31 protein-coding genes, 1 pseudogene and 1 riboswitch are annotated in these 26,284 nt (G+C 37.5%); of the genes and pseudogenes, 12 read left to right on the top strand and 20 right to left on the bottom strand.

All coding sequences use genetic code 11. The features are described 5' to 3' along the window. Positions 1-214: 214 nt before the first annotated feature. On the top strand, positions 215-796 hold the full coding sequence (locus SJY24_RS05400; protein ID WP_078418181.1) for an NAD(P)H-dependent oxidoreductase: 582 nt from the start codon (positions 215-217) through the stop codon (positions 794-796). 32 nt (positions 797-828) lie between these two features. On the opposite strand, the gene SJY24_RS05395 is transcribed toward SJY24_RS05400, so the two are convergent. The 4 genes from SJY24_RS05395 to SJY24_RS05380 all read right to left on the bottom strand — a co-directional run bounded on the left by SJY24_RS05395 (position 829) and on the right by SJY24_RS05380 (position 3,532). Beyond that, the gene (locus SJY24_RS05395) at positions 829-1,359 is read right to left on the bottom strand and encodes an iron ABC transporter substrate-binding protein (protein ID WP_377863972.1); all 531 of its coding nucleotides are present in this window, start codon (positions 1,357-1,359) and stop codon (positions 829-831) included. Between the two features lie 113 nt (positions 1,360-1,472). Then, positions 1,473-2,237, bottom strand: a complete 765-nt coding sequence (locus tag SJY24_RS05390; protein ID WP_327798908.1) for a TIGR01457 family HAD-type hydrolase — start codon at positions 2,235-2,237, stop codon at positions 1,473-1,475. A 107-nt stretch (positions 2,238-2,344) separates the two neighbouring features. After that, on the bottom strand, positions 2,345-2,977 hold the full coding sequence (locus tag SJY24_RS05385) for a helix-turn-helix transcriptional regulator (protein ID WP_377863971.1): 633 nt from the start codon (positions 2,975-2,977) through the stop codon (positions 2,345-2,347). Positions 2,978-3,091: 114 nt separating this feature from the next. Further along, positions 3,092-3,532 (bottom strand): DUF86 domain-containing protein, encoded by a 441-nt coding sequence (locus tag SJY24_RS05380; RefSeq protein ID WP_377863970.1) that lies wholly within the window; start codon positions 3,530-3,532, stop codon positions 3,092-3,094. A gap of 147 nt (positions 3,533-3,679) precedes the next feature. Here SJY24_RS05380 and glpX point away from each other — a divergent pair, with 147 nt between their 5' ends. From glpX to SJY24_RS05360, 4 genes are all read left to right on the top strand, one after another. After that, on the top strand, positions 3,680-4,651 hold the full coding sequence (glpX, locus tag SJY24_RS05375) for a class II fructose-bisphosphatase (protein ID WP_000439096.1): 972 nt from the start codon (positions 3,680-3,682) through the stop codon (positions 4,649-4,651). Between the two features lie 16 nt (positions 4,652-4,667). After that, positions 4,668-4,934 (top strand): DUF3055 domain-containing protein, encoded by a 267-nt coding sequence (locus SJY24_RS05370; RefSeq protein ID WP_000392612.1) that lies wholly within the window; start codon positions 4,668-4,670, stop codon positions 4,932-4,934. 373 nt (positions 4,935-5,307) lie between these two features. Continuing rightward, positions 5,308-5,805, top strand: coding sequence for a cytoplasmic protein (locus tag SJY24_RS05365; protein ID WP_377863969.1), 498 nt, complete (start codon positions 5,308-5,310; stop codon positions 5,803-5,805). 11 nt (positions 5,806-5,816) lie between these two features. Beyond that, positions 5,817-6,338 (top strand): GNAT family N-acetyltransferase, encoded by a 522-nt coding sequence (locus tag SJY24_RS05360; protein ID WP_377863968.1) that lies wholly within the window; start codon positions 5,817-5,819, stop codon positions 6,336-6,338. Between the two features lie 10 nt (positions 6,339-6,348). Here the strand turns inward: SJY24_RS05360 and SJY24_RS05355 are convergent, their stop codons facing one another. Then, a complete protein-coding gene (locus SJY24_RS05355) occupies positions 6,349-6,651 on the bottom strand; it encodes a YutD family protein (RefSeq protein WP_000435944.1) in 303 nt (100 codons plus the stop codon). Between the two features lie 118 nt (positions 6,652-6,769). Here SJY24_RS05355 and SJY24_RS05350 point away from each other — a divergent pair, with 118 nt between their 5' ends. Then, entirely contained in the window at positions 6,770-7,348 is a 579-nt protein-coding gene (locus SJY24_RS05350; protein WP_377863967.1) for a YhcN/YlaJ family sporulation lipoprotein, read from the top strand. A 30-nt stretch (positions 7,349-7,378) separates the two neighbouring features. On the opposite strand, the gene SJY24_RS05345 is transcribed toward SJY24_RS05350, so the two are convergent. Then, positions 7,379-8,110 carry a MerR family transcriptional regulator gene (locus SJY24_RS05345; RefSeq protein ID WP_377863966.1) on the bottom strand — a complete coding sequence of 244 codons (732 nt, stop codon included), beginning with the start codon at positions 8,108-8,110 and terminating at the stop codon, positions 7,379-7,381. A 99-nt stretch (positions 8,111-8,209) separates the two neighbouring features. Here SJY24_RS05345 and SJY24_RS05340 point away from each other — a divergent pair, with 99 nt between their 5' ends. After that, positions 8,210-9,025 carry a YhfC family intramembrane metalloprotease gene (locus SJY24_RS05340; protein ID WP_377867218.1) on the top strand — a complete coding sequence of 272 codons (816 nt, stop codon included), beginning with the start codon at positions 8,210-8,212 and terminating at the stop codon, positions 9,023-9,025. 22 nt (positions 9,026-9,047) lie between these two features. On the opposite strand, the gene SJY24_RS05335 is transcribed toward SJY24_RS05340, so the two are convergent. Further along, on the bottom strand, positions 9,048-9,491 hold the full coding sequence (locus SJY24_RS05335; protein ID WP_377863965.1) for a hypothetical protein: 444 nt from the start codon (positions 9,489-9,491) through the stop codon (positions 9,048-9,050). Positions 9,492-9,625: 134 nt separating this feature from the next. Here SJY24_RS05335 and SJY24_RS05330 point away from each other — a divergent pair, with 134 nt between their 5' ends. Beyond that, positions 9,626-10,180, top strand: a complete 555-nt coding sequence (locus SJY24_RS05330) for a histidine phosphatase family protein (RefSeq protein ID WP_377863964.1) — start codon at positions 9,626-9,628, stop codon at positions 10,178-10,180. Positions 10,181-10,263: 83 nt separating this feature from the next. Beyond that, entirely contained in the window at positions 10,264-10,743 is a 480-nt protein-coding gene (locus SJY24_RS05325) for a YbaK/EbsC family protein (RefSeq protein ID WP_377863963.1), read from the top strand. Positions 10,744-10,762: 19 nt separating this feature from the next. On the opposite strand, the gene lipA is transcribed toward SJY24_RS05325, so the two are convergent. Then, positions 10,763-11,659 (bottom strand): lipoyl synthase, encoded by an 897-nt coding sequence (gene lipA, locus SJY24_RS05320; RefSeq protein ID WP_000166376.1) that lies wholly within the window; start codon positions 11,657-11,659, stop codon positions 10,763-10,765. A gap of 189 nt (positions 11,660-11,848) precedes the next feature. On the opposite strand from lipA, the pseudogene SJY24_RS05315 reads away from it, so the two are divergent. Next, positions 11,849-12,833, top strand: a pseudogene (locus SJY24_RS05315) (M23 family metallopeptidase). Positions 12,834-13,025: 192 nt separating this feature from the next. On the opposite strand, the gene yunB reads toward SJY24_RS05315, so the two are convergent. From yunB to SJY24_RS05300, 3 genes are all read right to left on the bottom strand, one after another. Next, the gene (gene yunB / locus SJY24_RS05310) at positions 13,026-13,757 is read right to left on the bottom strand and encodes a sporulation protein YunB (protein WP_377863962.1); all 732 of its coding nucleotides are present in this window, start codon (positions 13,755-13,757) and stop codon (positions 13,026-13,028) included. 55 nt (positions 13,758-13,812) lie between these two features. Next, the gene (locus tag SJY24_RS05305; RefSeq protein ID WP_090813878.1) at positions 13,813-14,115 is read right to left on the bottom strand and encodes a YunC family protein; all 303 of its coding nucleotides are present in this window, start codon (positions 14,113-14,115) and stop codon (positions 13,813-13,815) included. Positions 14,116-14,180: 65 nt separating this feature from the next. Next, positions 14,181-15,572 carry a bifunctional metallophosphatase/5'-nucleotidase gene (locus SJY24_RS05300; protein ID WP_377867217.1) on the bottom strand — a complete coding sequence of 464 codons (1,392 nt, stop codon included), beginning with the start codon at positions 15,570-15,572 and terminating at the stop codon, positions 14,181-14,183. A gap of 371 nt (positions 15,573-15,943) precedes the next feature. Between SJY24_RS05300 and SJY24_RS05295 the strand changes: the two genes are divergently transcribed. Together SJY24_RS05295 and SJY24_RS05290 are read left to right on the top strand one after the other, a co-directional pair. After that, positions 15,944-16,273, top strand: a complete 330-nt coding sequence (locus SJY24_RS05295; protein ID WP_016121000.1) for a PadR family transcriptional regulator — start codon at positions 15,944-15,946, stop codon at positions 16,271-16,273. Next, positions 16,273-17,019: a VanZ family protein gene (locus tag SJY24_RS05290; protein ID WP_377863961.1), complete on the top strand. Its 747-nt coding sequence runs from the start codon at positions 16,273-16,275 to the stop codon at positions 17,017-17,019. Before SJY24_RS05295 ends, SJY24_RS05290 begins: the two co-directional genes overlap by 1 nt. An 83-nt stretch (positions 17,020-17,102) precedes the next feature. Here the strand turns inward: SJY24_RS05290 and sufB are convergent, their stop codons facing one another. The 9 genes from sufB to SJY24_RS05245 all read right to left on the bottom strand — a co-directional run bounded on the left by sufB (position 17,103) and on the right by SJY24_RS05245 (position 25,917). Then, the gene (gene sufB, locus SJY24_RS05285) at positions 17,103-18,500 is read right to left on the bottom strand and encodes a Fe-S cluster assembly protein SufB (protein ID WP_001118829.1); all 1,398 of its coding nucleotides are present in this window, start codon (positions 18,498-18,500) and stop codon (positions 17,103-17,105) included. Between the two features lie 47 nt (positions 18,501-18,547). After that, complete coding sequence (sufU, locus tag SJY24_RS05280) at positions 18,548-18,979, bottom strand: Fe-S cluster assembly sulfur transfer protein SufU (RefSeq protein WP_002089369.1); 432 nt, start codon at positions 18,977-18,979, stop codon at positions 18,548-18,550. Continuing rightward, entirely contained in the window at positions 18,969-20,189 is a 1,221-nt protein-coding gene (gene sufS, locus SJY24_RS05275; RefSeq protein ID WP_001020757.1) for a cysteine desulfurase SufS, read from the bottom strand. Before sufS ends, sufU begins: the two co-directional genes overlap by 11 nt. Next, entirely contained in the window at positions 20,189-21,481 is a 1,293-nt protein-coding gene (sufD, locus tag SJY24_RS05270; RefSeq protein ID WP_000152185.1) for a Fe-S cluster assembly protein SufD, read from the bottom strand. Before sufD ends, sufS begins: the two co-directional genes overlap by 1 nt. A 15-nt stretch (positions 21,482-21,496) precedes the next feature. Further along, entirely contained in the window at positions 21,497-22,282 is a 786-nt protein-coding gene (gene sufC, locus SJY24_RS05265) for a Fe-S cluster assembly ATPase SufC (protein WP_000929163.1), read from the bottom strand. Between the two features lie 238 nt (positions 22,283-22,520). Continuing rightward, entirely contained in the window at positions 22,521-23,327 is an 807-nt protein-coding gene (gene metQ, locus SJY24_RS05260; RefSeq protein ID WP_224413682.1) for a methionine ABC transporter substrate-binding lipoprotein MetQ, read from the bottom strand. Positions 23,328-23,398: 71 nt separating this feature from the next. After that, positions 23,399-24,211: a methionine ABC transporter substrate-binding lipoprotein MetQ gene (metQ, locus tag SJY24_RS05255; RefSeq protein WP_000735085.1), complete on the bottom strand. Its 813-nt coding sequence runs from the start codon at positions 24,209-24,211 to the stop codon at positions 23,399-23,401. A gap of 22 nt (positions 24,212-24,233) precedes the next feature. After that, on the bottom strand, positions 24,234-24,899 hold the full coding sequence (locus tag SJY24_RS05250) for a methionine ABC transporter permease (protein ID WP_002089380.1): 666 nt from the start codon (positions 24,897-24,899) through the stop codon (positions 24,234-24,236). Then, positions 24,892-25,917, bottom strand: a complete 1,026-nt coding sequence (locus SJY24_RS05245; RefSeq protein ID WP_377863960.1) for a methionine ABC transporter ATP-binding protein — start codon at positions 25,915-25,917, stop codon at positions 24,892-24,894. The genes SJY24_RS05250 and SJY24_RS05245 overlap by 8 nt, the downstream gene beginning before the upstream one ends. A 179-nt stretch (positions 25,918-26,096) precedes the next feature. Further along, a riboswitch (SAM riboswitch) is annotated at positions 26,097-26,204 on the bottom strand. Positions 26,205-26,284: the final 80 nt, after the last annotated feature.

The raw sequence follows: 26,284 nt of genomic DNA, 5'->3' as shown, positions 1-26,284 counted from the left end.
TCTCTATTTACCAATCTATATATTCTATTCAGAATGCAAAATCCCTACTTTTTTGTATTTTTTTGTCACATACTAACATGTATCCCGTATTAGCTGATTATATTTCCACTTTATTTCTCACGTCAGAAAAGTTGACTCTCACAATAAAAGTAACCATACTAGTTACACGAATTCATAAAAACTATTCACATATCCACAAATAGGAGGAAGAACAATGAAACATGTAATCGTTTATGCACATCCGAATACAGAAAGCTTCAACCATGCGATTTTAGAAACGGTAAAAAGTGAATTAGAAGAAAAAGGTCATGAAGTTCGCGTTCGCGATCTATACGAATTAAACTTCAATCCAGTATTAGGCGCTTCCGATTTCATCTCATTTTCTCAAGGAAACACACCAGAAGATATTAAAGAAGAGCAAGAACATATCTCTTGGGCTGATAGCATTACATTCATTTATCCAGTTTGGTGGGCGGGACTTCCTGCTATTTTAAAAGGATACGTTGATCGTGTATTTAGCCACGGCTTTGCTTATGCTTACGGTGAGAATGGTATTGAGAAGTTATTAAGCAGTAAAAAAGGCTTATTATTATCTACAATGGGAAATACGAAAGAAGCATACACAGCAGGCGGTATGTTTGAAGCAATGAAGAAAACAGCAGATGTTGGTATTTTTGAATTTACAGGTATTGAAACAATTGAGCATACATTCTATACAAGTGTTCCTTCTGTGGATGATAGTGTGCGTAAGCAATATCTTGAAGAGGTTAAAGATGTAGTTAATCGCGCATTCTAATAAAAAACTCCGGTTGTTAAAACCGGAGTTTTTTATTTCATCATCAATTTCGGAATATACCTTTGAAGAATGCTTTCTAATTCATTCATATCTTCCTGTCTAATAAGTAAATTCACATTGTCATTCATTTTTTCGCGCCCGCGATATAAAAATATATTTTCTTTTGGATTTTCCCATGTTGATGTTTTATAGCCTTTTAATTCTTCGTATGAATAAAAGTTTAATCCGTCTACTACACCTTTTTCATATATTTGTACACTTTTAATAAGATGGATAGCTATTAAAGTCATAAAACAACTTGCTACAGCATAACTACCCGACTGAATAAGAAACTGTTGAGCTGTATCAATCTCCCCACTTACGTACCGAGCATATATATACATACATTGTCCAAAGAAATATGCTGGTCCAAGTAACGCAATCCACCGTCTCTTCACTCGAGAATATGTTGCAATAAGTTTTCCCGCACTTTTTTTCATTTCATTTATTTTATATATTTTCCATAGAACAAAAAACAAAACACATAATGTAAAAACAAACATAATACATGACATCCAGTACACTCTTATTCCTCCCTTTATATCAATACATATAAATTTTAAGTTTTATATAACAACAGCGAATATGCAATTATGCATAAAAAAACAGGTAACCTCTTCCGGTTACCTGCATTTCATTACATCTTCTCAATCCACTCCGTCAAGTTATGCACAACTTGCGTCGGTTGTACTTCATATTCTGTTAACTTCTCCACAGTTGTGACTCCAGTGTGGACAAGAAGCGTATGCATGCCAGCATTTACTCCCGCTAAAATGTCTGTATCGTAGTTATCCCCAACCATTAATGCTTCATCTTTTCCTATACCAAGCACTTTTAACGCTTGTTCCATAATGATTGATTCTGGTTTTCCGATAAAGATTGGATCCACGCCTGTTGATACTGCTACAACTGATGTTAATGAACCGTTACCTGGTAATAATCCGCGCTCAGTTGGAATGGCAATATCTCCATTTGTAGAAATAAACGTTGCGCCGTTACGTACAGCAAGACAAGCTTTTGCTAATTTTTCATATGTGATGTCACGATCTAAACCGACAACAACGAAATCAGGATTTTCATCCACAAGTTCAAATCCTTTTTCCACAAGTGCATCATGTAAGCCTTCTTCACCAATCATATATACAGTTGCGTCTTGTTTACGTTCATAAATGAAGTTCGCTGTCGCCATACTCGTTGTGAATACTTGCTCTGCTTTCGCTGGAATATCGAAACGAACAAGTTTTTCTGCCACTTGTTCTGGTTTACGCGTTGAATTATTCGTAACGAATAAATGAGGAATGCCGCGCTCTCCTAACGCTTTTACGAAGTCGCTCGCTTCTTCAATTTGTTCTTCTCCGCGATACATCGTACCGTCTAAGTCAATTAAGTAACCTTTATACATCATTATGTCTCTCCTTCTATGCTAACGTTCTCACCTATCATACCACTCTTATATTACCCGCTTTTTCCAAAGAAAAAAACGCTTTACCTTAAAGCGCCCCACAACATTCATTTTTTCTCTTTTACTTGGTAAGAACAACTACAATCGCCCTCACACATGTTTGCTAACGTCTTTACATCTGCACCTGCAAATAAACGATTATACATCTCTTTCTCATCTGCACATACTTGTGGGAATCTCTCTGCAATTTCTTTTAACGGACAGTTTTGTTTTTCAATTACGAAAGAGTTCTCTCCATCTCTCTTTATTTGAACCATATAACCATTTTTCTCTTGCATAGCTGCTATCTCTTGCACTTTATATGCTAAATTCTTTTGATTACTCACTCGCTTTTGCAACTGTTCTTCCATTCGCTTCGTTCTCTCTGTTAAAACGTAACGAAGTATTTTTTCATCACCCATTCGAGCTAAATCTTCTAGCATATCAATAGCAAATTGCTTATACTCCTTCGGGAATGTATCTTCTCCCTTTTCGCTTAATCCATACAAATAAGTTGGTCTTCCGACATGTTGTCTTACCATCTTAGAATAAATGAAACCATCTTTCTCAAGATTACTTAAATGTCTTCGGATCGCCATTTCGGTAATCTCTAAAATGTCAGCTAGTTCTGCTACCGTGTGCTCTCCCTTTACTTTCAACAATTGCACAATTTCATCTTTTGTCGTACGTGCTTCCCCCATGCTTCACCCTTCCCCCTTTTCCCTTTTCCCTTTTCCCTTTTCCCTTTTCCCTTTACTTTCTCACATACAATATAAGATCCCCAAAAGATAGTCCTGGGGATCTTATAAGCATAATTATTCTGGTACAAATGCAGATACAGGTCCTAATTCCTTTTCTAAATAACTGCGAATATTCGTTGGGTATTTCTCTACCACTGCGATATGTTTTTGAATCGTCTTATATAATTCATCATGATTCATTTGAATATAATCTTGCGTAAGCATTTTTCGAAGAAGGATAACTTCTTTCATTCCTTGTCCTTCTTCTGCACTTATGACTCTCTCGTCAATTAAAATATCGATAATATCTTCGTAACTTCCTGGATCGCGCATAATAAATCCATCAATCATCGCATTCCCTACATCTAATACACAATCAATAATTAGATGAGCTATGCGCTCTAATGCATAAAATTCGAACTCGGCTTCATATATCTTCTTCTCTTGAAATGTATTTGTTGCTCGTTCTAAACATACTAGCATTTGTTCTATTTTTTTTCTGTCTACGAAGTACATTCATGTCACCTACCTGGAAATTAAAGCATTTACATTTTAATTGTAACGCTTTCTTCTGAAAAAATCGACAATTTTTCGAATTCACCTTTTCTCCGTTATTTGTTATAGTTATATTTGTATGATTTTTGAAATTGGAGGAATGCAACCTTGGAACGTGAACTCGCACTAGAAATTGTCCGTGTAACAGAAGCAGCAGCCTTAGCATCCGCACAGTGGATGGGCCGCGGAAAGAAAAATGAAGCAGATGATGCAGCAACTACAGCTATGCGTGATATGTTCGATTCAGTAAACATGGCAGGTACAGTTGTAATCGGTGAAGGAGAACTTGATGAAGCACCGATGTTGTATATTGGTGAAGAACTAGGAACAGGTAACGGTCCAGAAGTAGATATCGCCGTTGATCCATTAGAAGGTACAAACATCGTTGCAAAAGGCCTTGCAAATGCAATGGCAGTTATCGCAATCGCAGATAAAGGAAACCTTCTTCACGCTCCAGATATGTACATGGAAAAAATCGCGGTTGGTCCAAAAGCAGCTGGTAAAATTAGCTTAGATGATCCAATTGAAAAAACAATTGAAATTGTAGCAGAAGCAAACAATAAAAAGATTCGTGACCTAACGGTTATCGTGCAAGAACGTGAACGTCATCAAGATATTATTGACCGTGTTCGTGCAAAAGGTGCACGCGTAAAATTATTTGGTGATGGAGATGTTGGTGCATCAATCGCAACAGCTTTACCTGGAACAGGTATCGACTTATTCGTAGGTGTTGGCGGAGCTCCAGAAGGCGTTATCTCTGCAGCAGCATTAAAATGCCTTGAAGGCGAAATGCAAGCTCGCTTAGTTCCAATGAACGAAGAAGAAGAAGCTCGTTGTCGTGAAATGGGATTAGAAGATCCTCGTCAACTTCTTATGCTAGATGACTTAGTATCTGGTGATGACGCAATCTTCTCAGCAACAGGTGTATCTGCTGGTGAGTTATTAGACGGCGTGAAATTCCTAGGTGGAGATTTAGCTGAAACATATTCTATCGTTATGCGTTACAAAACGAGAACAGTACGTTTCATTAAAACGCATCACCATTTAGACCATAAACCACACTTAAACTTAGATATTTAATAAAGGAGCCATGTGTATGGAAGAACGTTTCTTTCTGTACGACGATACAGTCGCTACAAAAACTCGTTTCGTTAGCTTTATGGGGGAAAATGAGCGTCATGATTTAGCGCTTTTATACTCCGATCGTCATTACGGTAAAACGATAGTCCTTGATATGCAGAGCAACAAATTTGCTATCATCGGTCCTGACGATTTAAACGAACCAGGCTACTTAGAGCATGCATTTTCTATGTCTGAAGAAATTGCAGAAGAATTACGCTCATTTTTATTTGAACTTATATAATTTATCTGGTGCACCAGCTATGTTAGCTGGTGTTTTTTTACAATTTATATTTTGAATTTTCAATCTTATGTGTTATACTTATAAACAAATCTATTTGGATAGAAAGGACGTTATCTGCGTATGCCAACATTTACTTTGTAATGGACCAGCAATTGGATAGCATTACTCTCAAAAAAGCATCGTGCTTTTTCAAGGGAGTAGTCTGCCCATTCCCATTACAAAGGAACGTAACGCATCTGTAGTATGATGTTTACGGAGGTTCCTCTTGGGGGAACCTCTTTTTATTTTTGTCTACTTCTTATGTCTTCATACTACAAGACATCCAAATAGCTGTATTACGTTCCTTTACCACTAATATAAGAGGTGAAGGAAAATGCAGAAAGTACAACTTTCTTGGAGTTTATATGAAAACGAACTAGCAACAATCGAAAAATATTGTAAAAATTGCAGGCGTACTACCCTTTTTACCGACACGAACATTCGCAGGCATAACGCAAATGGAAAGAACATATACCGATTTGCAATTTATAAATGTCCGAAAGATCATACGTGGAATCAAAAACTTCATATTTATAAATCATTTACTGATCACGTCGAAACTGTCGATATGACTCAGCAAGAACAAACAGACACAAGTACTACCATTTCCATTACACAATACAAAGAAAGTGGTATAGCCGAAATAACGATCGTATTAGACATAGTTTTCGGTTCCCACCGGATTGATAAAGTGTTATCCACATATATTTCAGATTGGAGCCGTGCACTCATTGTGGAGAAAATTAAAAATGGGTATATCCAACTAAATGGACAACAAATGAAACCAAACAAAACGCTTTCTGAAGGTGATCACATTTCAATTTCTTTGTAAGGAGGACTCCCATGTTAACGGTGAGAAAAGGTACGATTGATTTATTGAATGACTTAGATGTAATGTATACAGCATGCAAAAAAGCACTCTTACAGAACAAAATTTATCAATGGGACGATTCTTATCCGTCGCGAGACCATATTTCCTATCATTTAAAACAAGATGAACTGTATTGCCTGTTTGAGGATGATTCACTCGTTGGTGCTGTCGTGCTAAACGAGTGGCAGTCTCCCGAATACGAACGAATTGATTGGTCAGAAACAGACGGACGCTTTCTTATCGTCCATTCTTTCGTCATCCACCCTTTCGCGCAAGGAAAAGGATATAGCAAAGTACTTTTATCCTTTTGGGAAAGCGAAGCAAGACGGATAGGCTACAAAGGAATACGCCTAGATTGTTTTATAGGTAATCCGGTTTCATTAAGCCTATACGAAAAAAACAATTATATTTGCCGAGGTGCTGTTTACTTTGCAAGTAAACAGCCTCCTCACAATTGGTATAATTGCTATGAAAAAATCCTCTTACAATTGTAAGAGGATTTTTTTATTTCTTCACTTTTCGCAATACAAAATGTGCACAACCGAAGTTACAGTACTCGTATAAATACTCTGATAAAGTACTAATTTTCGTATCATATGTCGAACGTTGATTACTATCATCAAAGAATCCGCGCAATCTAAGTTGCTCATAACCCCAGTCTCCAACGATATAATCATATTTATTTAAAATTTCTGCATAGCGCTCTTTAAATGCTTCTTCACTAAAACCGTCACGAAAGTTTTTAATTACTTCGTACTGAACATTATTAACGCTCACCGTAGTATGAATCTCTTGCTTTTGCTCCATTATGAACTTCCTCTCTAAGCATTCTTCTTTTTATCGTATCACAAAGCATAACAACCAACAATTTCAAATACAAAAAATTGAAAATTAGTGCATGCTATGGAGAAGGAGGTGATACATCGTGAAAAAGCAAATTATACTCTCTCTCCTCACTCTTTCCTTATTTGCAGGCTGTCAGTCAACTAATAAAGCCGAAATGGAACGTGAAGAAGGAAGTCGTGTTCTTGTTTCCAATAAAAACGACATGTATCATACGGAAAATACAAATACACGGCTCACAAGGGTTGGCTATTCATCTAAACAAAAACATGAAGTATCTAACAAACAAGTAGGAGCCATTAACCGTGAGAAAGTCGCTGAAATGATTACAAGCATGACAGTTAAACTTCCTGATGTTGCAAATGCTGCTACGCTCGTTACTGACGACGAAGTATTCGTTGTATATCGTGCCAACACAACGGATCCGAAACTAGTAACGGATCAAGTATATAAAACTGCTTTGTCCATCGTTCCTCGCTATTATAAAGCATATGTATCAACAAACCAAAAGTTGATTTCTCAAATTCAAGGTCTTCAATCCGGTAGCTTAAACGATACAGAATATGAACAAAGTCTTGATATGCTAAAACGTGAAATGAGCAACAATCCTCATTTGAACAATACGGGGGATCAAACTTTAAATGATATGATTAAAAAATAAAAAGGTGGAAAAAACCTCCACCTTTTTTTACTATTTCTTCCGATCCGCATAAACCTCCATCGCATCACACATAAACTGTGCTAAACCTTCACCAAACTTATCAATATTTTTCGTGAAGCGCTCATCAGCGACATACATTTGGCCTAGTCCTTTAAAAGCATCTAATGAATATTCACCAAAGTTTTGCAAGTAATCGTACCAGACTCCAATTGCTTCTTGCGCCTCTTTAGAATCAGGGGCTCCATTTCGAAGTGTTGCTAGCTTTCTGTAAATATTATTAAACTCCTCCTGTTTCTCTGTAGACATACCCTTCGCTTTTTTATTCGCTTTATCTACAGCCTCATCTCCCCATCGTTCACGTGCTTCTTCTTCGTATGGGTTATGGCTGAAATCAAATCCTTCAAATTTCTCTTTGTTCGTCATTTCAATCTCTCCTTTTGTATGCTGAATTGTTTTATCAATCGTCGCAATCACCTTATCCAATCTAGCCCGCTTTTCAAGAAGCATTTTCTTGTGAAGCTGTAGTGCTTCTTCGTGGTCAAATGATGGACTCATGATAATTTCTTTAATTTTCTTTAAAGGGAAGCCTAGCTCTTTAAAAAATAAAATTTGCTGCAATGTCTCTAAATTTTCATTGGAATACAGACGATATCCAGACTCTGTCGTCTCGTCTGGGGTTAACAACCCAATTTCATCGTAATGATGCAGTGTGCGCACACTAATTCCAACTAAATTAGCTACTTCTTTTACCTTCATTGTCATGTGTATCTCCCCCTTAATACATACGATAAAGTATGACGCAACGTTAGAGTCAATAAGTAAATTCATTTTTTGTTAAAAGTTTCATCCCTCCCATATTTCATGCATAATAGATATGTACATATATTAGAAAGCGGTGAAAGTATGGTTTCAAATACTGTAATTGCCAGCATCATATTTCAACTCGTTGTTTCGATTCTGGTCCCAATTATTGTACTCGTTTATTTCCGTAAAAAATATAATATTAATTGGAAAGTGGTCGGCGTTGGTGTTCTTATCTTTATTGGATTTACCCAAATTCTCGAAACACCGTTCCACCTATTTATGCGTGGTAATCCAGCAATCGCTCCATTTTTAGAAAATCCGTTTGTCTTTGCAATTTATGGCGGACTAACTGCTGGTATTTTTGAAGAATTAGGACGCTTCGTTGCCTTCTTCTTCCTACTAAAAAAATATCTAGAATATAAAGATGGCTTCGCTTATGGAATTGGTCATGGCGGGATTGAATCCATTTTAGTTGGCGGATTCTCTGCATTGCAGACACTTATATTCGCTAATGCTATTAACAATGGTAGCTTCGCTCAAATGGCAGAAAAACTACCACAATTAAATCTTGTAAAGGATATGTTAATAGAACAACCTGCTTATTTATACTTCCTTGGCAGCTTGGAAAGAATTATGGCTCTTGTATTGCAAATCGCCTTTACAATGCTTGTCTTATACGCTGTAAAACAGAAGAAATATATTTTCCTTGTTTACGCTATATTATTCCACGCATTTGTAGACTTTTTCGCGGCACTTTACCAAACAAAAACAATTAACATCTTTGTTGCAGAAGGAATTACCCTTCTCTTCACAATTGGTGCTGTCATTCTTATTCGTAAAATGAAAGAAAAATTAATGAGTGTGCCGGCGTAAAAATAACTCACCAGTTGGTGGGTTATTTTTTATATGGATTATCATAATGACGATAGCTTTTTCCCGCTTGCAACTCCCTCTTTGTTTCTGCATCTATAACAATGTACTTACGAAATTCGTCTATTTCATTTTGAGAAAAGGAAGCGAAAAAATAAACTTGGCGATCAGGGTGAATAAAAGAATCTTGAAACACCACACTACTCCGACAACCCACGGCTGTTTTTTGTCTGAAAGAAAATTCTTCATCCGGCACTTCTTTAAATAAGATCTTTTTCCGAATACTATATGCTGCATTTTTATATTCTTTATACACCTTTTTATCTAACCGTTCGTAAAACACATCCTCACTCACAAACGATTTATTTCGATTGCTTGGATAATTTAATTTTGCATTCGATTCTGCATATGTTGTGGACAAGTGTATAAAAAAACAAAGACCGAATATAATACATATCATTTTTTTCATCATTACACCTCAAATGTTCATTTATCCACATTACTTTTCCACATATTTAGATCAATATGCCGTTTCCAATAAAAAGGAATTTTTTCCACATTTGTCGAAGTATATAGCGTCAACTTGAAAGATGGGGATGAAATATGAAAAAAATTATTGTAATACGACATTGTTCAGCAACTGGACAAGAGCGGGATGCCGAATTAACAAACGCAGGAAGAGACCAAGCAAACACCCTTGCTACATTCCTCATAGAAAATAATCTACAAATAGATCGTATTATTTCAAGCCCTTTCGTCCGCACTATCGATTCTATTCGGCCCTATGCACTCCAAGCTAATTTACCTATTCAAGAAGATGAACGGTTAGCAGAGCGCATATTAAGCAACGTTCCAATGGATGATTGGATGCAAAAACTAGAATCTACTTTTACAAACATAGATATTGCCTTTTTGGGCGGAGAGTCAACAAAACAAGCGATGGATCGCGCCATCTCACTTATTCAGGAAGTTTTAAAACTAGAGCATGACACAACATTACTCGTTACACACGGCAACTTATTCACATTAATTTTAAAGCACTTTGATCATACTATTGGCTTTGATGAATGGAAAACTTTAACTAATCCTGATATTTATGAAATTACACTTGATGAACAATCTATCATAAAACGATTATGGGAAGCGCCATCCAAGTAATATCCCTTTCCAATATATTCAGTTGACACTGCGAGAAGATATGGTAGGGCTGCAGTAAAACATAGAGAGGGGTATCATGCAATATGTACGAAGACGTACTTTCTTTACTACATAAAACAAATGCTTCTTATGAAAAATTTGAACACGAACCAGTACTCGATTATGAGACAGATCGCATCGTTCGTGAAAGGCTCGGCTTACAAGGTACTCCAAGTAAAAGCTTATTTTTAAAATCAAAATCCAGGGAGTACTACGTATTCTTTACGTTAGAGGGAACTCGTCTCAACCGAGGAGAGATGAAAGAAATAACAGGAAAAAACTTATCTCTCTGTTCTCCTGACGAGCTAAGAGAAGAGACTGGTTGTACTCCAGGATGTGTAGCTCCTTTCGGTTATTCACAAGATGTAACGATTATTGTGGACAGTTCAATTTATACTTACAATAAAATTTTAATTACACCTGGTGTACCTGAATTTACAATTGAATTATCCACAGAGGAATTAAAAAGAATTTTATCAACGTGTCAAAATACCGTTTTAGAGTATAAGAAAAAAGAGAGCTAATCATTAGCTCTCTTTTTCACTATTTCGCTTCTGCTACTTTTTCTTTTGCAGAACGTACTTGCTCGTCCGCATGGTAAGAAGAACGCACAAGTGGGCCAGCTTCACAGTGACTAAATCCTTTGCTAAGTGCAATTTCTTTTAGCTCTGCAAATTCTGCTGGTGGGTAATATTTAAGAACTGGTAAATGCTTCTTAGATGGTTGTAGGTATTGTCCAAGAGTTAAAATATCCACATTGTTTGCACGTAAGTCATCCATTGCTTCAATTAAATCTTCTCTTGTTTCACCTAAGCCCACCATAATGCTCGATTTAGTTGGAATATCAGGCTGCATTTCTTTTGCTCGACGTAAAAACTCTAATGAACGGTCATATTTTGCTCTAGCGCGAACTCGGTTAGATAATCGACGTACTGTTTCAATGTTATGGTTCAAAATATCTGGTTTTGCATCCATTAACATTTTTAAGTTTTCTTCTACCCCACCCATATCAGATGGTAATACTTCGATTGACGTAAATGGATTTTTGCGACGAACCGCGCGTACTGTTTCAGCAAAAACAGCTGCTCCGCCGTCCTTTAAATCATCACGTGCAACCGCTGTTATAACAACGTGCTTTAAGCCCATTTGTACTACAGAATCTGCTACGCGTTCTGGCTCTTGTAAATCAAGCTCAGTTGGTAAGCCTGTTTTAACCGCACAAAAACGACAAGCACGTGTACAAACCGCACCTAAGATCATAAATGTTGCTGTTTTCCTTACAGCCCAGCATTCATGAATATTCGGACATTTCGCTTCTTCACAAACTGTATGAAGATTCTTAGAACGCATCATTTTCTTTAAGCCTGTATAGTTTTCATTCGTGTTTAACTTAATTTTCAACCATTCGGGCTTGCGCTTATATTCTGTTTGTTTTGTCATGGTTATCAACTCCGCACAATATGAAATAGTTTACCGTGTTCGCTTCTTTCAATGTAACATATCTATTCTAACGTATGAAAGCGATTTGCTCAAATGAAGATTCTAAGATTTTTTCCAATCGTTCCCTATAATGAAATACTCCGTATATCCCACACTAAAAAGAGTGATGTTGTGAAAGGAGTCTATTTCATGCTTCGAAAAATTTCTCTTTTGCTTTCGATTTGCTTTCTTCTTCACCAAAACATCGCTTACGGTGAAGATAATCAGCAAAGCATATACGAAAAGCGCATGGCACTATATAAAGAAACTGAGCACTCTTCGGGCATTCCGTGGTATTACTTAGCTGCAATGGATCAATACGAAAGAAACATACGGAGCGTAAGAAAGGATATTCCGAAAAAACCAGATGCCATCATTTCCCTTTATTTCAAACCTGAAATATGGGCTGGACCTGTTAATAGTAACGATACTCTCCCCCATACGATTTCTCTATTTGGCGGAATGGGTTTAGATGGTGACAAAGATGGATTTGCAAATTCAAATAACGACCGTGATCTTCTGCATACAGCAGCAACTATTTTAAAGAAACAGGGAACGTCAGAAGACCATATTAACATTATGCTTTGGGAATATTATAGACGTGCAAAAACAGTTGAATTAATTACAGAATACGCCCGAATTTATAAACATTATGGACGTATTAATTTAGAAGGAAATGCTTTCCCTCTCCCGATCCGCAGTGACAATAGCTACCGTAGTACTTTTGGAGCTGGAAGAAGTTTTGGCGGGAGACGAATTCATGAAGGAACCGATATCTTTGCCGGATATGGCGTACCAGTAAGATCCACTTGCTATGGCATCATTGAAACAAAAGGATGGAATCGTCTTGGCGGATGGCGCATTGGTATTCGTGACCTTCATAATAATTATCACTATTACGCTCATTTAGGCGGGTTCTCTAAAGAAATACAGCTCGGACAAATTGTCGAGCCCGGAAAAGTAATCGGGTTTGTTGGTAGCACCGGTTACGGCCCTTCCCGGCACAGCTGGAAAATTCCCGCCCCACCTACATTTCGGCATGTATAAAGACAATGGTTATACAGAATGGGCTTTCGATCCATACATGCATTTAAGTCTTTGGGAGCGAAAAGAACGAGCGAATACAAAACGATAACCGTAGCGATTCGCTACGGTTATTTTTTATCCCGCTATTTGCCGGGCAGTAAGACCCCCTACCTCAAAATTCAGCGAAAGCAAAGAAGTTCGGTCGGTTGGGGATCAACTGCCCTTAAAAGCCCGATTGGTGAAGGCTAATAATCAGTGGGGGACGAAGCCCCCCACTGATTAAAATTTCACTTTATATTCGCTAACTATCCGTTTTCTTTTTATCTGGTACAACAACACCCCCGCTTCCGTAATAAGTAGGCACTTCACCTTGAACAATGCGCGTCGCAATCGGAATATTTTGCTTCACCGTAATTTCTTTCGTGCGTAACGGAATCATAACTTGTAACGTCACTTCCACTTCCATAATAATTTTGATCGCTGTATTATTAATTCCTTGTGGCTCAACTAACTGTTTAATATCCGTATTCACATGACCAATTGGCGTAAAATTAATCGGAATATCCGGTCCTATATTACCAAGAAGCGCATTATCGGTTATGCGCCCAAAAGGAACTGACATAGATACCCCATTCTCTTCAAAAATACCAAGTGCTTTCGTATCCCCTTTTTCTACTTGTTGTAAATATTTTTCTATGTATGCAGTCGTCGATGTTAATATCTCATTTACTTGTTTTGTATTTAGATCAATTGTAGATACTTTCCCGTTCCTATCCGTTTGTACTTTCATTAATGAATCTACATCAAACCCTTCATTAATTCGGTCTTTTACCGCTTTCGTCATAACTGCTGTCGCCATTTTATGCGTCTCTGTTTCCCCATACTTAATTAACGTTGGTTGAAGACTTTTATTTACAATCCATAATCCTTGAACTACCATTATGATAAAAATGATAAACGAAATAAGCAGTATATACCGAAAGGAAATCGGTCCCCTTCGAAACCGCGAATTTTTCGAACGAAATATGCTCATAAGAAAACCCTCCTTCTTATATTATTTCTATGCAAGAAAGAGGGACGATATATGCTTATCTCATTTTTAATAGTGCATCTTTTCCGATTGTGCCGGCCGTAATACCTAAAGCTTCGGCTTCAATCGTTACTGATTCTAGCGGTGCTTCAAGAAGCTGTTCAATCGTTCTTACACCAACCGCACGGCCAGCAATAATTCCTCGATCGCCTAACTTCTCATTTAAAAGACCTACATCTAATGCACCGCACATAATATATCCTTTATCGCTCATTACAGCTAGCAAATTTGTCTTCGGAAGTTTTACGCTAACAGCAATGAACGTATAGTTATCAATTATAATTGGCTCTACATTAACCATAGTGCACACTCCTCTCTTTCTTATCTGTATGACAAGAGAAAAATGAGTGTTACAAGTTAACTAGCCTATAGTTTGACGGAAGATGTATGAGTTATCAACACGTCTGTTAACACATCTCTAAGTAGTTCTGGCATATAATATTGTTTGTCAGCAAGTGTGGATAGCTCTGGGTATAAGTATCCGAATGTAAACATATCAATCGTTCCTACCGTATATATCCGGTCTAATTCCAGCGATTCGCCGTTAATCAATACATCTTCTAGTAAAATTTTATTCCCTGGAATCGTATCTGGAATCACTTCTAAACCAGCGTAAATCATTTTCCCCATTACTTTTCCACGAAATCCGAATCCTTTCACCTCAAGATTCTCCATATTTGGGCGGCGCGCTTTCAAAATCACTTCTCTTAATATCTTTCCTGGCACTTTCAATGCACACGGATTAATTGGGTGTGGACAAATTCTGTGAATATCTCCGCGTGTCACAACACCTTCATCTAATCCCTCAAGTAGTACACCAGCGTTCACCATTCCAATATCCGCATTACACCACTCTTTAAGCGCACTTGCCAACATATGAGAAAACGTCGTCTCCTTAAACCAATCAACCGGCAATGATTCTTTTAAATGAACGACAGGTTCAGCCATTATCTGCTTACTTTCTTCCTTCAACATTTCAATTGTGGATAACGGCTCGCTATAAGCACCTAACCGTTCTGTCTTAATCGCTCTGCCGTCCTTTTTCAACAGTCTCTTCGTCTCTTTATCCACAGTAAGCTGAACGTGACCAACGTAATGTCCCCACTTTTCACAACAGCAAAGCAAAGTATTATTCATAAGAACACCACGCTCAAATAAATGATGCGTATGTGCACCTAAAATAACATCTATATCATAATGCTCCGCCATATATTCATCCATGCTTTTTCCAAGGTGAGACAGGACAACCGTAATATGTGCCTCATCTTTCACTTCTTCTAAAATAGATTCTAAATGGATAAGCGGGTCTTCAATATGCCAATCAAGCATATGATAAAACTCTGGATACGCAACCGTTAATCCGATAAAAGCAATCGTAATCCCATCTGTCGTTGTATGTAATTTATAAGGCTTCGCCCACGCTGGACGTACACCCTCTTTTTCAAATAAATTCGCTACAAGCACCTCAAAACCAGCATCATCATATAGACGATTCAAATGCTCTTTCGCCAATGTAATTCCTTCATTATTTCCGATCGTTACATAATCATATAACGCCTCATTTAATAATTTTGTATTCCCAAGTCCATTTGTCGCTTCCGAAATACTATGAAAACGATCCACATGATCGCCAATATCCACAGTTAAAACAGTCTCTCCCGTTTCCTGTCTTCGCCTTTTCTCCCCTTGTACAAACCGAGAAATTTGCGGCCAATTTTCAAAATGACTATGTATATCGTTTGTATGATAAAGGTGGATGATTGTTTCTTTATTTATATTCAGAGAAAAAACCTCCTCTCAGTTCCTTACTGCCATTTACGCTATACGTACGCAATAATCCTGTAAATACTTTTCGTCTTTTCTTGCTATTTTACATTGTACTCGCATTATAAGAAAAAGCCAAAGATTGGCCTTTTAATATGGAAAACTTTATTTTTTCTAATCTGTGGATTAGTTGGAGGAGGATTTTCTTTGTAGTCGGTGGTGGGGACCTATTTGTCAGGAAGTTTGTTGGACGGATTGGCGAAGAGCTTTTTGCTGCCTCCTAGATGGAGTATTACCCTACACATATACCTTGTAACACGACATATGTCGTGTTACAATCTCATCATAAGGTGGTGAACCATAAAATGGATAAAGAGATATTAAAAGGAAGTATTGATATTTTACTTCTCTCCATCATTAAACAGCACGATACGTACGGATATGAAATTATTCAAAGGCTAAAAGAAAACAGCAATGATCTATACACAATGAGCCAAGGTACACTCTATCCAGCACTCAAACGTTTGGAACAAAAGGATTTAATAAATTCATACTGGGGTGAATCTGAAACTGGTATGAAACGAAAATTTTATCGCATTACGACGAACGGAAAGAAAATTTTAGAAGAAAAACTAACAGCGTGGGATTCAGTTACAACTCTTATTAAAACTTGCCAGAAAGGAGCTTTAAATTAATGACGATTGAAGAATACATAAAGAGTATTGTTCAAAAAACAAACCTACCACAATCTGAGAGAGACGAACTATACTTCGAAATTTATGATCATCTTACAAGCTTAAAGCAAGAATTTCTCAATCAAGGAAAATCAGAAAAAGAAGCTACTACATTAGCCATCCAAAATTTTGGAGAAGCCTCTACTTTAGGAACTGAAATTGAAAAAGCGATGCAATCTTCCACGCAAAAATATGTACAGTGGATTGGCTGGGGATTATTTTTACCGTATTCTTTTGTTTTATTATTTAAACTGTTGCTCGGGAGGCCAGCTGTTTACTTTGATAGTCTGAAGTACTTCTTTGAAACAGGCGACTGGCACTTTATACACGGCGGATTAATAAACTTAGTTCCGCTCAAAAGTACAATCCGCTATTTAAATGGATTCGATCTAACACATCTACTAGATCATTATAATATAGACATCGTACTTATGAATACATTAGGAAACGTCATCATATTCATCCCATTCGGATTCCTTCTACCTTTATTATTTAAACAAATAAACAATGTAAAAATGGCATCCAAAATTTTTATTAAGTTTATTTTATTAATCGAATCGTTACAACTCCTTACTTTTAGTGGTATTTTCGATATCGATGACATCATACTGAATATGCTAGGTGCTTTAATTGGATATGGTTCTTTCGTTGGGATGAAACATATTTGGGAGCGTATTAAATCTGTTGATAAGGTGGATACGATTTAGGTTCGAGGGTATCCCAGCCTGCCCTGAACCCAGCACAACATAAAAAAGCGCCCTGCACAGCAGGGCGCTTTCACTTTTAAATATTAACCGATAGAACCTTCCATCTCAAACTTGATTAGGCGGTTCATTTCAACTGCGTATTCCATTGGAAGTTCGCGAGTGAATGGCTCGATGAAGCCCATTACGATCATTTCTGTAGCTTCTTGCTCAGAAATACCGCGGCTCATTAGGTAGAATAATTGTTCTTCTGATACTTTCGATACTTTCGCTTCGTGCTCAAGTGAAACGTAATCGTTTTTGATTTCGTTGTAAGGAATTGTATCAGATGTAGATTGGTTATCCATGATTAACGTATCACACTCGATATTAGAACGAGAGTTTTTCGCTTTTGGTCCGAATTGTACGATACCACGGTAAGTTACTTTACCACCATGCTTCGCAATCGATTTAGAAACGATTGTTGAAGACGTGTTTGGTGCTAAGTGAATCATTTTCGCACCAGCATCTTGGTGTTGGCCTTTACCAGCAATCGCGATAGATAATGTTAAACCACGAGCGCCTTCGCCTTTTAAGATAACTGCTGGGTATTTCATCGTTAATTTAGATCCGATGTTACCGTCAATCCATTCCATCGTTGCGTTTTCTTCACAAACCGCACGTTTTGTAACTAGGTTGTATACGTTGTTCGCCCAGTTTTGGATTGTTGTATAACGGCAATATGCATCTTTCTTAATGATGATTTCTACTACCGCACTGTGAAGTGAGTTAGTCGTGTAAACAGGTGCTGTACAACCTTCTACGTAGTGTACGTGTGCGCCTTCGTCTACGATGATAAGCGTACGCTCGAATTGTCCCATATTTTCAGAGTTAATACGGAAATACGCTTGAAGTGGTGTATCCACTTTAATACCTTTAGGAACGTAGATGAATGATCCACCAGACCAAACTGCAGAGTTTAATGCAGAGAATTTGTTGTCTGTTGGTGGGATTACTTTTCCGAAATGCTCACGGAAAATATCTTCGTTCTCTTTTAATGCGCTATCTGTATCTTTGAAGACGATTCCTAGAGCTTCTAGGTCTTCTTTCATGTTGTGGTATACAACTTCAGATTCGTACTGTGCAGATACACCAGCTAAATATTTTTGCTCAGCTTCAGGAATACCTAATTTATCAAATGTCGCTTTAATTTCCTCAGGTACTTCATCCCAAGACTTCTCAGATTTCTCAGATGGTTTTACGTAGTACGTAATTTCATCGAAATCTAAGTCGTTTAAGTCGCCGCCCCATTGTGGCATTGGCATTTCATAGAACTTATCCAGTGATTTTAAACGGAAGTCTAACATCCACTGTGGTTCTTCTTTCATACGTGAAATCTCTTCAACGATTTCTTTTGTTAAACCGCGTCCAGCACGGAAAATCGAAACGTCTTTGTCTTTGAAACCATATTTATAATCGCCGATATCTGGCAGTTGCTTCGCCATGTTGGTGTGTCCCTCCTTAGATAACCTCGTTTTTAGGAACCTTTACATTACTTATCTTCGTTTAAGCCCTTTTCTAACGCTTTCCACGCTAATGTTGCACATTTAATACGTGCCGGGAACTTGCATACGCCTTGTAATGCTTCAATATCTCCTAAATCAATGCTGTCATCATACTCTTTTCCTAGCATCATGTCAGAGAAAATTTTAGAAAGCTTAAGAGCCTCTTCAATTTTCTTTCCTTTTACTGCTTGTGTCATCATTGAAGCTGAAGACATTGAAATTGAACATCCTTCGCCTTCAAACTTCGCTTCTTGTACAATACCCTCTTCTACTTTCATCGTAAGTTGAATACGATCGCCGCAAGTTGGATTGTTCAAGTTAACGGTAACACTATCTTCTAGCACGCCATGGTTACGAGGATTTTTATAATGATCCATAATAACTTGACGATATAACGTATCTAAATTATTAAATGACATTTGTGAAATACTCCTTTGTCTTGATTAGCGATTCAACAAATGTATCAATTTCTTCTTTTGTATTATATAAATAGAAGCTTGCACGTGCTGTAGAAGAAGCTTTTAGCCACTTCATAAGCGGTTGTGCACAGTGATGTCCTGCGCGAACCGCAATGCCTTCTACATCTAATACAGTTGCTACATCGTGAGGATGTACGTCTTCAATATTAAATGTAACTAGACCAGCGCGATGCTTTGGACCATAAATTGTAACGCCATCTACTTCTGATAGTCTTTCTAAAGCATATTGCGCTAATTCATGTTCATGCTTTTCAATATTATGAAGACCGATTTCTTCTAGGAAATCAATTGCCGCACCAAGTCCGATTGCATTACCGATAATCGGTGTACCTGCTTCGAACTTCCACGGAAGCTCTTTCCAAGTAGACTCTTGTAAGTCTACGAAATCAATCATTTCACCACCAAATTCAATTGGTTCCATATTGTTTAGCAATTCTTTCTTACCATATAATACGCCGACACCTGTTGGTCCGCACATCTTATGAGCAGATAATGCGTAGAAATCACAGTTTAAATCTTGTACATCCACTTTCATATGAGGTGCACTTTGTGCTCCATCAACGATCATGATTGCACCGTTTTCATGTGCGATTGCTCCGATTTCTTTTACAGGGTTAATCGTTCCAAGTACGTTTGACACGTGCATAATAGAAACGATTTTTGTATTCGGTGTAACTGTTTGACGAACATCTTCTAAAGAAATTGTACCGTCTGGTTGAAGCGGAAGGTATTTTAAAGTTGCGCCAGTTTTCTTCGCAACTTGTTGCCACGGAATGATGTTACTATGGTGCTCCATGTAAGAGATGACGATTTCATCGCCTTCTTTTACATTATCAAGACCATAGCTAGCTGCTACTGTATTTAATGCAGTTGTCGTTCCGCGCGTGAAAATAATCTCTTCCATTGATTTCGCGTTAATAAACTTGCGAACTTTCTCACGTGCACCTTCATACGCGTCGGTAGCTTTCGTACCGAGCGTATGAACACCGCGATGCACGTTAGAATTATATTCTTTATAGTAACGTTCTAACGTTTCAATGACTTGAATTGGTTTTTGAGAAGTTGCTGCACTATCGAAATAAACAAGTTGTTTGCCGTTCACTTTTTGATCAAGAATTGGAAACTGTTTGCGTATTTCATGAATATTCATTAGCGAACTTTCCTTTCAATTACCTCAACAAGCTGTGCTTTTACTCCTTCAATTGGAAGCTCATTTACTACAGGTGCTAAGAATCCATGGATGACTAAACGTTCTGCTTCGCGTTTTGGAATACCACGGCTCATCAAGTAGTATAATTGGTACGGATCTACGCGGCCTACTGAAGCTGCGTGACCTGCCATTACATCATCTTCGTCAATTAAAAGAATTGGGTTTGCATCCCCGCGAGCTTTCTCGTCTAACATAAGAACGCGAGAAGATTGTTGTGCATTTGATTTAGATGCACCGTGTTCAATCTTACCAATTCCGTTAAAGATAGATGTTGCACTATCTTTTTGTACACCGTGTTTTAAGATCCAACCTTCAGAGTGTTTACCGAAGTGAACAACTTTAGTTGTAAAGTTTTGTGTTTGGTTACCACGGCCAATTGTTACTGTTTTCGTATCAGCATATGAACCGTCGCCCATTAAGTTCGTAACGTTCTCTGAAATTGTGTTTCCGTCATTCATAAGGCCTAAAGCCCAATCAATACGGCCGTCGCGTCCAACAACACCGCGGCGATTAACGTAAGTTGTTACGTCTTTTGCTAATAGATCAACCGCACCGAATTTCACTTGTGCGCCTTGTTCCACGATTACTTCTGCTACGATATTTGCAATACCTTTAGCATTTTCATTTGCAACGTAGTTTTCTACATAAGTTGCAGTACTGTTCGCATCAGCTACGAATAATACGTGGTTATATACGTTAGCTTCTTCGCCGTCTACTAAGAATACAGCTTGAAGTGGAGTTTCAAGAACAACGTTTTTCGGAACATATACGAATGCACCGCCGTTGATTAATGCAGCATGAAGTGCAGTCAAACGATGCTCGTCTACCTTCACGCCGTCTTTCATTAAATACTTTTGTACTAGTTCAGCATGCTCTGTTGCAGCTGTTACGATGTCTGTAAAAATAACACCTTTTTCTTTTGCTTCGTCTGCTAAAGAAACGAATGCAGTTGTACCAGTGCGTTGTACTAATACGCTGTTATTTTCATCGATTAAGTTTTTCACTGCTTCTGGAAGCTCTGTTAAAGAACTTACAGGCTCTTGCTTAGCAGCGTCGCCTTTTCCGATAAAGTCCCATTTTTCAATTTTCGTTTTATCAGGCGTTGGCATTGGAAGTTCAGTTGCTTGTGCAAGAGCTTGTAAGCGGAACTCAGTCAACCAAGCAGCTTCGTTTACTTCGCTTGCGCGTTGACGGATTGTTTCTTGATCGAAAGGTAATGTACCGATTGTCATGTTTATGCTCCTCTCTTACGCTTCTTGCTCTGTTGTTTCGTCTTCAATACCTAATTCTTTTTTAATCCAGTCATAACCTTCAGCTTCTAGACGTTGTGCAAGCTCAGGGCCACCAGATTTAACGATACGACCGTTCATCATAACGTGAACGAAGTCTGGAGTGATGTAGTTTAATAAACGTTGGTAATGCGTAATCATTAGGCAACCGAACTCTTCGCCGCGCATTTGGTTAATACCTTTAGATACAACTTTTAATGCATCGATATCAAGACCTGAGTCGATTTCATCTAAGATTGCGATTTTTGGCTCAATCATCATTAATTGAAGAATTTCGTTACGTTTTTTCTCTCCACCAGAGAAACCTTCGTTTAAGTAACGTTGTGCCATTTCTGGATCCATTTCTAGGAATTCCATGTTTTTATCTAATGTACGGATAAATTTCATAAGAGAAATTTCATCGCCCTCTTCACGACGTGCATTAATTGCAGAACGTAAGAAGTCAGCGTTTGTTACTCCGCTAATTTCACTTGGATATTGCATTGCTAGGAATAGACCTGCTTGTGCGCGCTCGTCTACTTCCATTTCTAATACATCTTCACCGTCGATGATGATGCTACCTTCTGTTACTTCATACTTTGGGTGACCCATAATCGCAGAAGATAAAGTTGATTTACCTGTTCCGTTAGGTCCCATAATTGCGTGGATTTCTCCACCTTTTACTTCAAGGTTTACACCTTTTAAAATTTCTTTGCCATCAATTGATACGTGTAAGTCTTTAACCGTTAATGTAGAACCAGCCATCTCAATACCTCCATTAATCCTATATATACATTTTAAAAATTCCTAAAACGTTCATATTCTCATTTTATTCTCATTCTAATCTTATATCAAATAAAATGATATCGCAAACGACGAAAAAAAGTAACAATTTTTTCACAAATGTATATAAGTATTTCCCTTGCATCCTTATATGATACACCTTTCTTCTTATTTATATAAAGAAAAAAGGACTGGTAATTTTCCAGTCCTTTCCTTACATTTATTCACTTACCGGAAGTACAGCACCTTTATATTCTTTATTAATAAAGTCCTGAATTTCTTTTGAATGTAGTACTTCTACTAGTTCTTTAATTTCTTTTTTCTTCTCGTCACCTTTACGAACTGCAATAATATTTGCGTACGGAGAGTCTGATCCTTCAATTGCAATTGCATCCTTTGTTGGATTTAATTTCGCATCAATTGCGTAGTTTGAATTAACAAATAAAGCATCACCTTCATTATTTTCGTACAGCTTCGGTGAAAGTCCAGGCTCTACATCTGTTTTAAACTTTAAATTTTTCGGGTTTTCTACAACATCTTTTACTGTTGCTTTAACAACGTCTACTCCATCTTTAAGCTTAATAACACCGCCTTTTTGTAATAGTGCTAACATACGTCCGCGCTCTGCAACGTTATTACTCATAATAACTGTTCCGCCATCTGGCAAATCTTTTAAGCTTTTATATTTCTTAGAATAAATGCCCATTGGCTCTAAATGAATCTTTCCTGCATTTACAATTTTGTATCCTTTTTCTTGAATTTCTTTATCTAAATACGGAATGTGTTGGAAGTAGTTCGCATCAATTTCTTTATCCGCTAACGCTTTATTCGGTAGCACATAATCTTGGAATTTTTTAATTTCTAATTTAATACCCTTTTTCTCTAGTATCGGCTGTGCCTTTTCTAAAATAACAGCGTGCGGCACGTTAGAAGCTCCAACGACAAGCTTATTCTCCTCTTTTCCCCCGCAGGCAGCTAATGTAAATACAGACAACGCTGTAACAACTGACAATAGAATCTTTTTCATATGATGTCCCCTTCTTCCCTATAGTTATGTAATAAAAAAAGGACCGGCATACACCAGCCCTTTTTCAGCAATTATTCTTTTACAGGAACAACTGCCCCTTTATATTCTTTAGTAATAAAGTCTTCAATTTCTTTAGAATGCAGTACTTCTACAAGAGCTTTAATCTCTTTTTTATCTTTATCGCCTTTACGAACAGCTACTACGTTTGCGTATGGAGAATCATCGCCTTCAATTGCAATTGCATCTTTTTCTGGGTTTAATTTCGCATCAATCGCATAGTTAGAGTTAATTAAAACAGCGTCGCCTTCTTTATTGTTATACACTTGTGGCAATAGACCCGGCTCGATATCTGTTTTGAATTTTAAGTTTTTCGGATTATCTGCAATATCTTTTGGAGTTGCTTTAACTGGCTCTACTCCGTCTTTAATTTTTAAAATGCCTTCTTTTTGTAAAATTGCTAAACCACGACCATGATCAGTAACAGAATTACTCATAATAATTGTCGCCCCGTTTGGAAGTTCTTTTAAGCTCTTATATTTTTGAGAATACACACCAATCGGTTCTAAATGAATTTTTCCTGCTATTTCAAAATCATATTTCTTATCTTTAATTTCTTTTTCTAAATACGGAATGTGCTGGAAGTAGTTAGCATCTAATTCTTTATCTGCTAACGATTTATTCGGTAACACGTAGTCTTGGAATTTTTTAATTTCTAACTCAATTCCTTTTTTCTCAAGTAACGGTTTTGCCTTTTCTAAAATTTCAGCGTGCGGTACGTTAGAAGCACCAACAACAAGTTTCTTTTCATCTTTATCTTTCCCGCCACAAGCAGCTAACCCAAAAATTGAAGTTGAAATAAGCGCTGTAAGTAATAATTTTTTCATTTGAAATATCCCCCTGTTTTCATTATCTTTTATCTATTCGAGTCGTTAAACTATCACCAATCCACTGAATGAAAAATACAACTAGTAATACACAAATTGTCGCAACGATTGTTACATCGTTATTTCCTCTCTGGAACCCCTCTAAATAAGCAAGTGTTCCAAGGCCACCAGCACCAACAACACCTGCCATTGCTGTATAGCCTACTAAAGCAATAGTCGTAACCGTAATACCAGATACTAACGCTGGTAACGATTCTGGAATTAACACCTTCAAAATAATTGTGCTTGTTTTTGCTCCCATCGCTTTTGAAGCTTCAATTACACCTTTATCAATCTCGCGAAGCGCGATTTCAACCATTCTCGCGTAAAACGGTGCTGCACCAATAATTAAAGCTGGCAGCGCTGCACTTGCTCCAAGAATTGTTCCAAGCAGAATCTTTGTGAACGGGATTAATAAAATAATTAAAATGATGAACGGTATAGAACGGAAAATGTTTACGAACGCTCCAATCACCGTATTAATTGCTTTGTTTTCCCATAAATTATCTTTCGCTGTCATAAAGAGTAATAGTCCTAAAATAAGTCCTAACACAAATGTGGCAAGCGCTGCGATTGCCGTCATATATAACGTTTCACCAGTTGCTTCTAACATTTGATTCCAATCAATATTTGCGATTAACTTATCCATGTGCAATCACCTCCAGCTCTACTTGATCTTGATGAATTCCTTCTATCGCGTGCTGGATCGCTGTTTCCTCACCATTTAAATGAACAACTAAACTTCCGTAAGAACCATTATTCGTTTGTGCGATATTTCCTTGCAAAATGCTAACTTCTATATCGCTGCGTTGCATTAATCTTTGAAGTACTGGTCTTTCTACAGCCTCACCGACAAACTGCAAGCGAATTACTTTTCCATCTGGATACTTTTCTATTAAGCTTTCAATCGTTTCATTCGTATCTTCAGAATCCGTTAACTGCTGTACAAATCGTTTTGTAATGTCCTGCTGTGGATTACGGAATACGTCAAGTACTGGACCTGTTTCTACGATTTTCCCTTTCTCCATTACAGCAACTCGATTACAAATCTTCCGAATCACGTGCATCTCATGTGTAATTAATACAATTGTTAAGTTGAGACGCTTATTAATGTCTAATAATAAATCTAATATTTGATCCGTCGTTTCTGGATCAAGAGCTGACGTTGCTTCATCACATAAAAGTACTTGTGGATTATTTGCTAACGCTCTTGCAATCCCAACGCGCTGTTTTTGTCCACCACTTAACTGAGATGGATATGCGTCTCCTCTTCCTTCTAATCCAACGAGATGAATTAACTCATCAACACGTTTTCTTCTCTTCGCCTTATCCACACCCGCAATTTCAAGTGGGAATTCGATATTTTCGCGTACAGTTCGTGACCAAAGTAAGTTGAAATGCTGAAAAATCATTCCGATTTCTTGTCTTGCCTTACGAAGTTCACTTCCTGTAATTGCTGAAATTACACGATTTGCGATTGTAATTTGACCAGACGTTGGTTTCTCTAACTGATTAAACAATCTAATTAAAGAACTTTTCCCAGCGCCACTATATCCGATAACACCAAATATTTCGCCTTTCTCTATTTGTAAGTTGGCGTTATCTACAGCAGTGACATCACCGCTTTTTGCCTTATATATTTTCTTTACATTTTCTAATAAGATCATGATGTTCACCCCTTTTTTGTTTGGATAGACTCCGCAATTTTTTTATTTCTGATGCGTGTAGTCTATCGGTATAGCTCCTCTTATTATTTGAATGTCCTCCACATTCAAACAACAAAAAACCTTTCCGCTTTTAGAGAAGCAGAAAGGTTTATATGCGTATATAACAACATTATCCCTCTCTCTCATCTCTCAAAGCATTTGCTTTGCAGGAATTGGCACCATTTCAACATAAGTTGACGGTTGCCGGGCTTCACAGGGCACAGTCCCTCCACCTCTCTTGATAAGAGAAATCAGATTAAATTTTCGTCTGATTTGTAATTTATTAAATTGTCTATATTTTATGAATTGAATTGTATCAATATCCATA

The sequence above is a fragment of the Bacillus sp. R86525 genome (genome assembly GCF_042466195.1).
Taxonomy (GTDB): domain Bacteria; phylum Bacillota; class Bacilli; order Bacillales; family Bacillaceae_G; genus Bacillus_A; species Bacillus_A nitratireducens.
The sequence above is the reverse complement of the archived record's forward strand: the minus strand, read 5'-3'. Positions and strand labels throughout refer to the sequence as shown.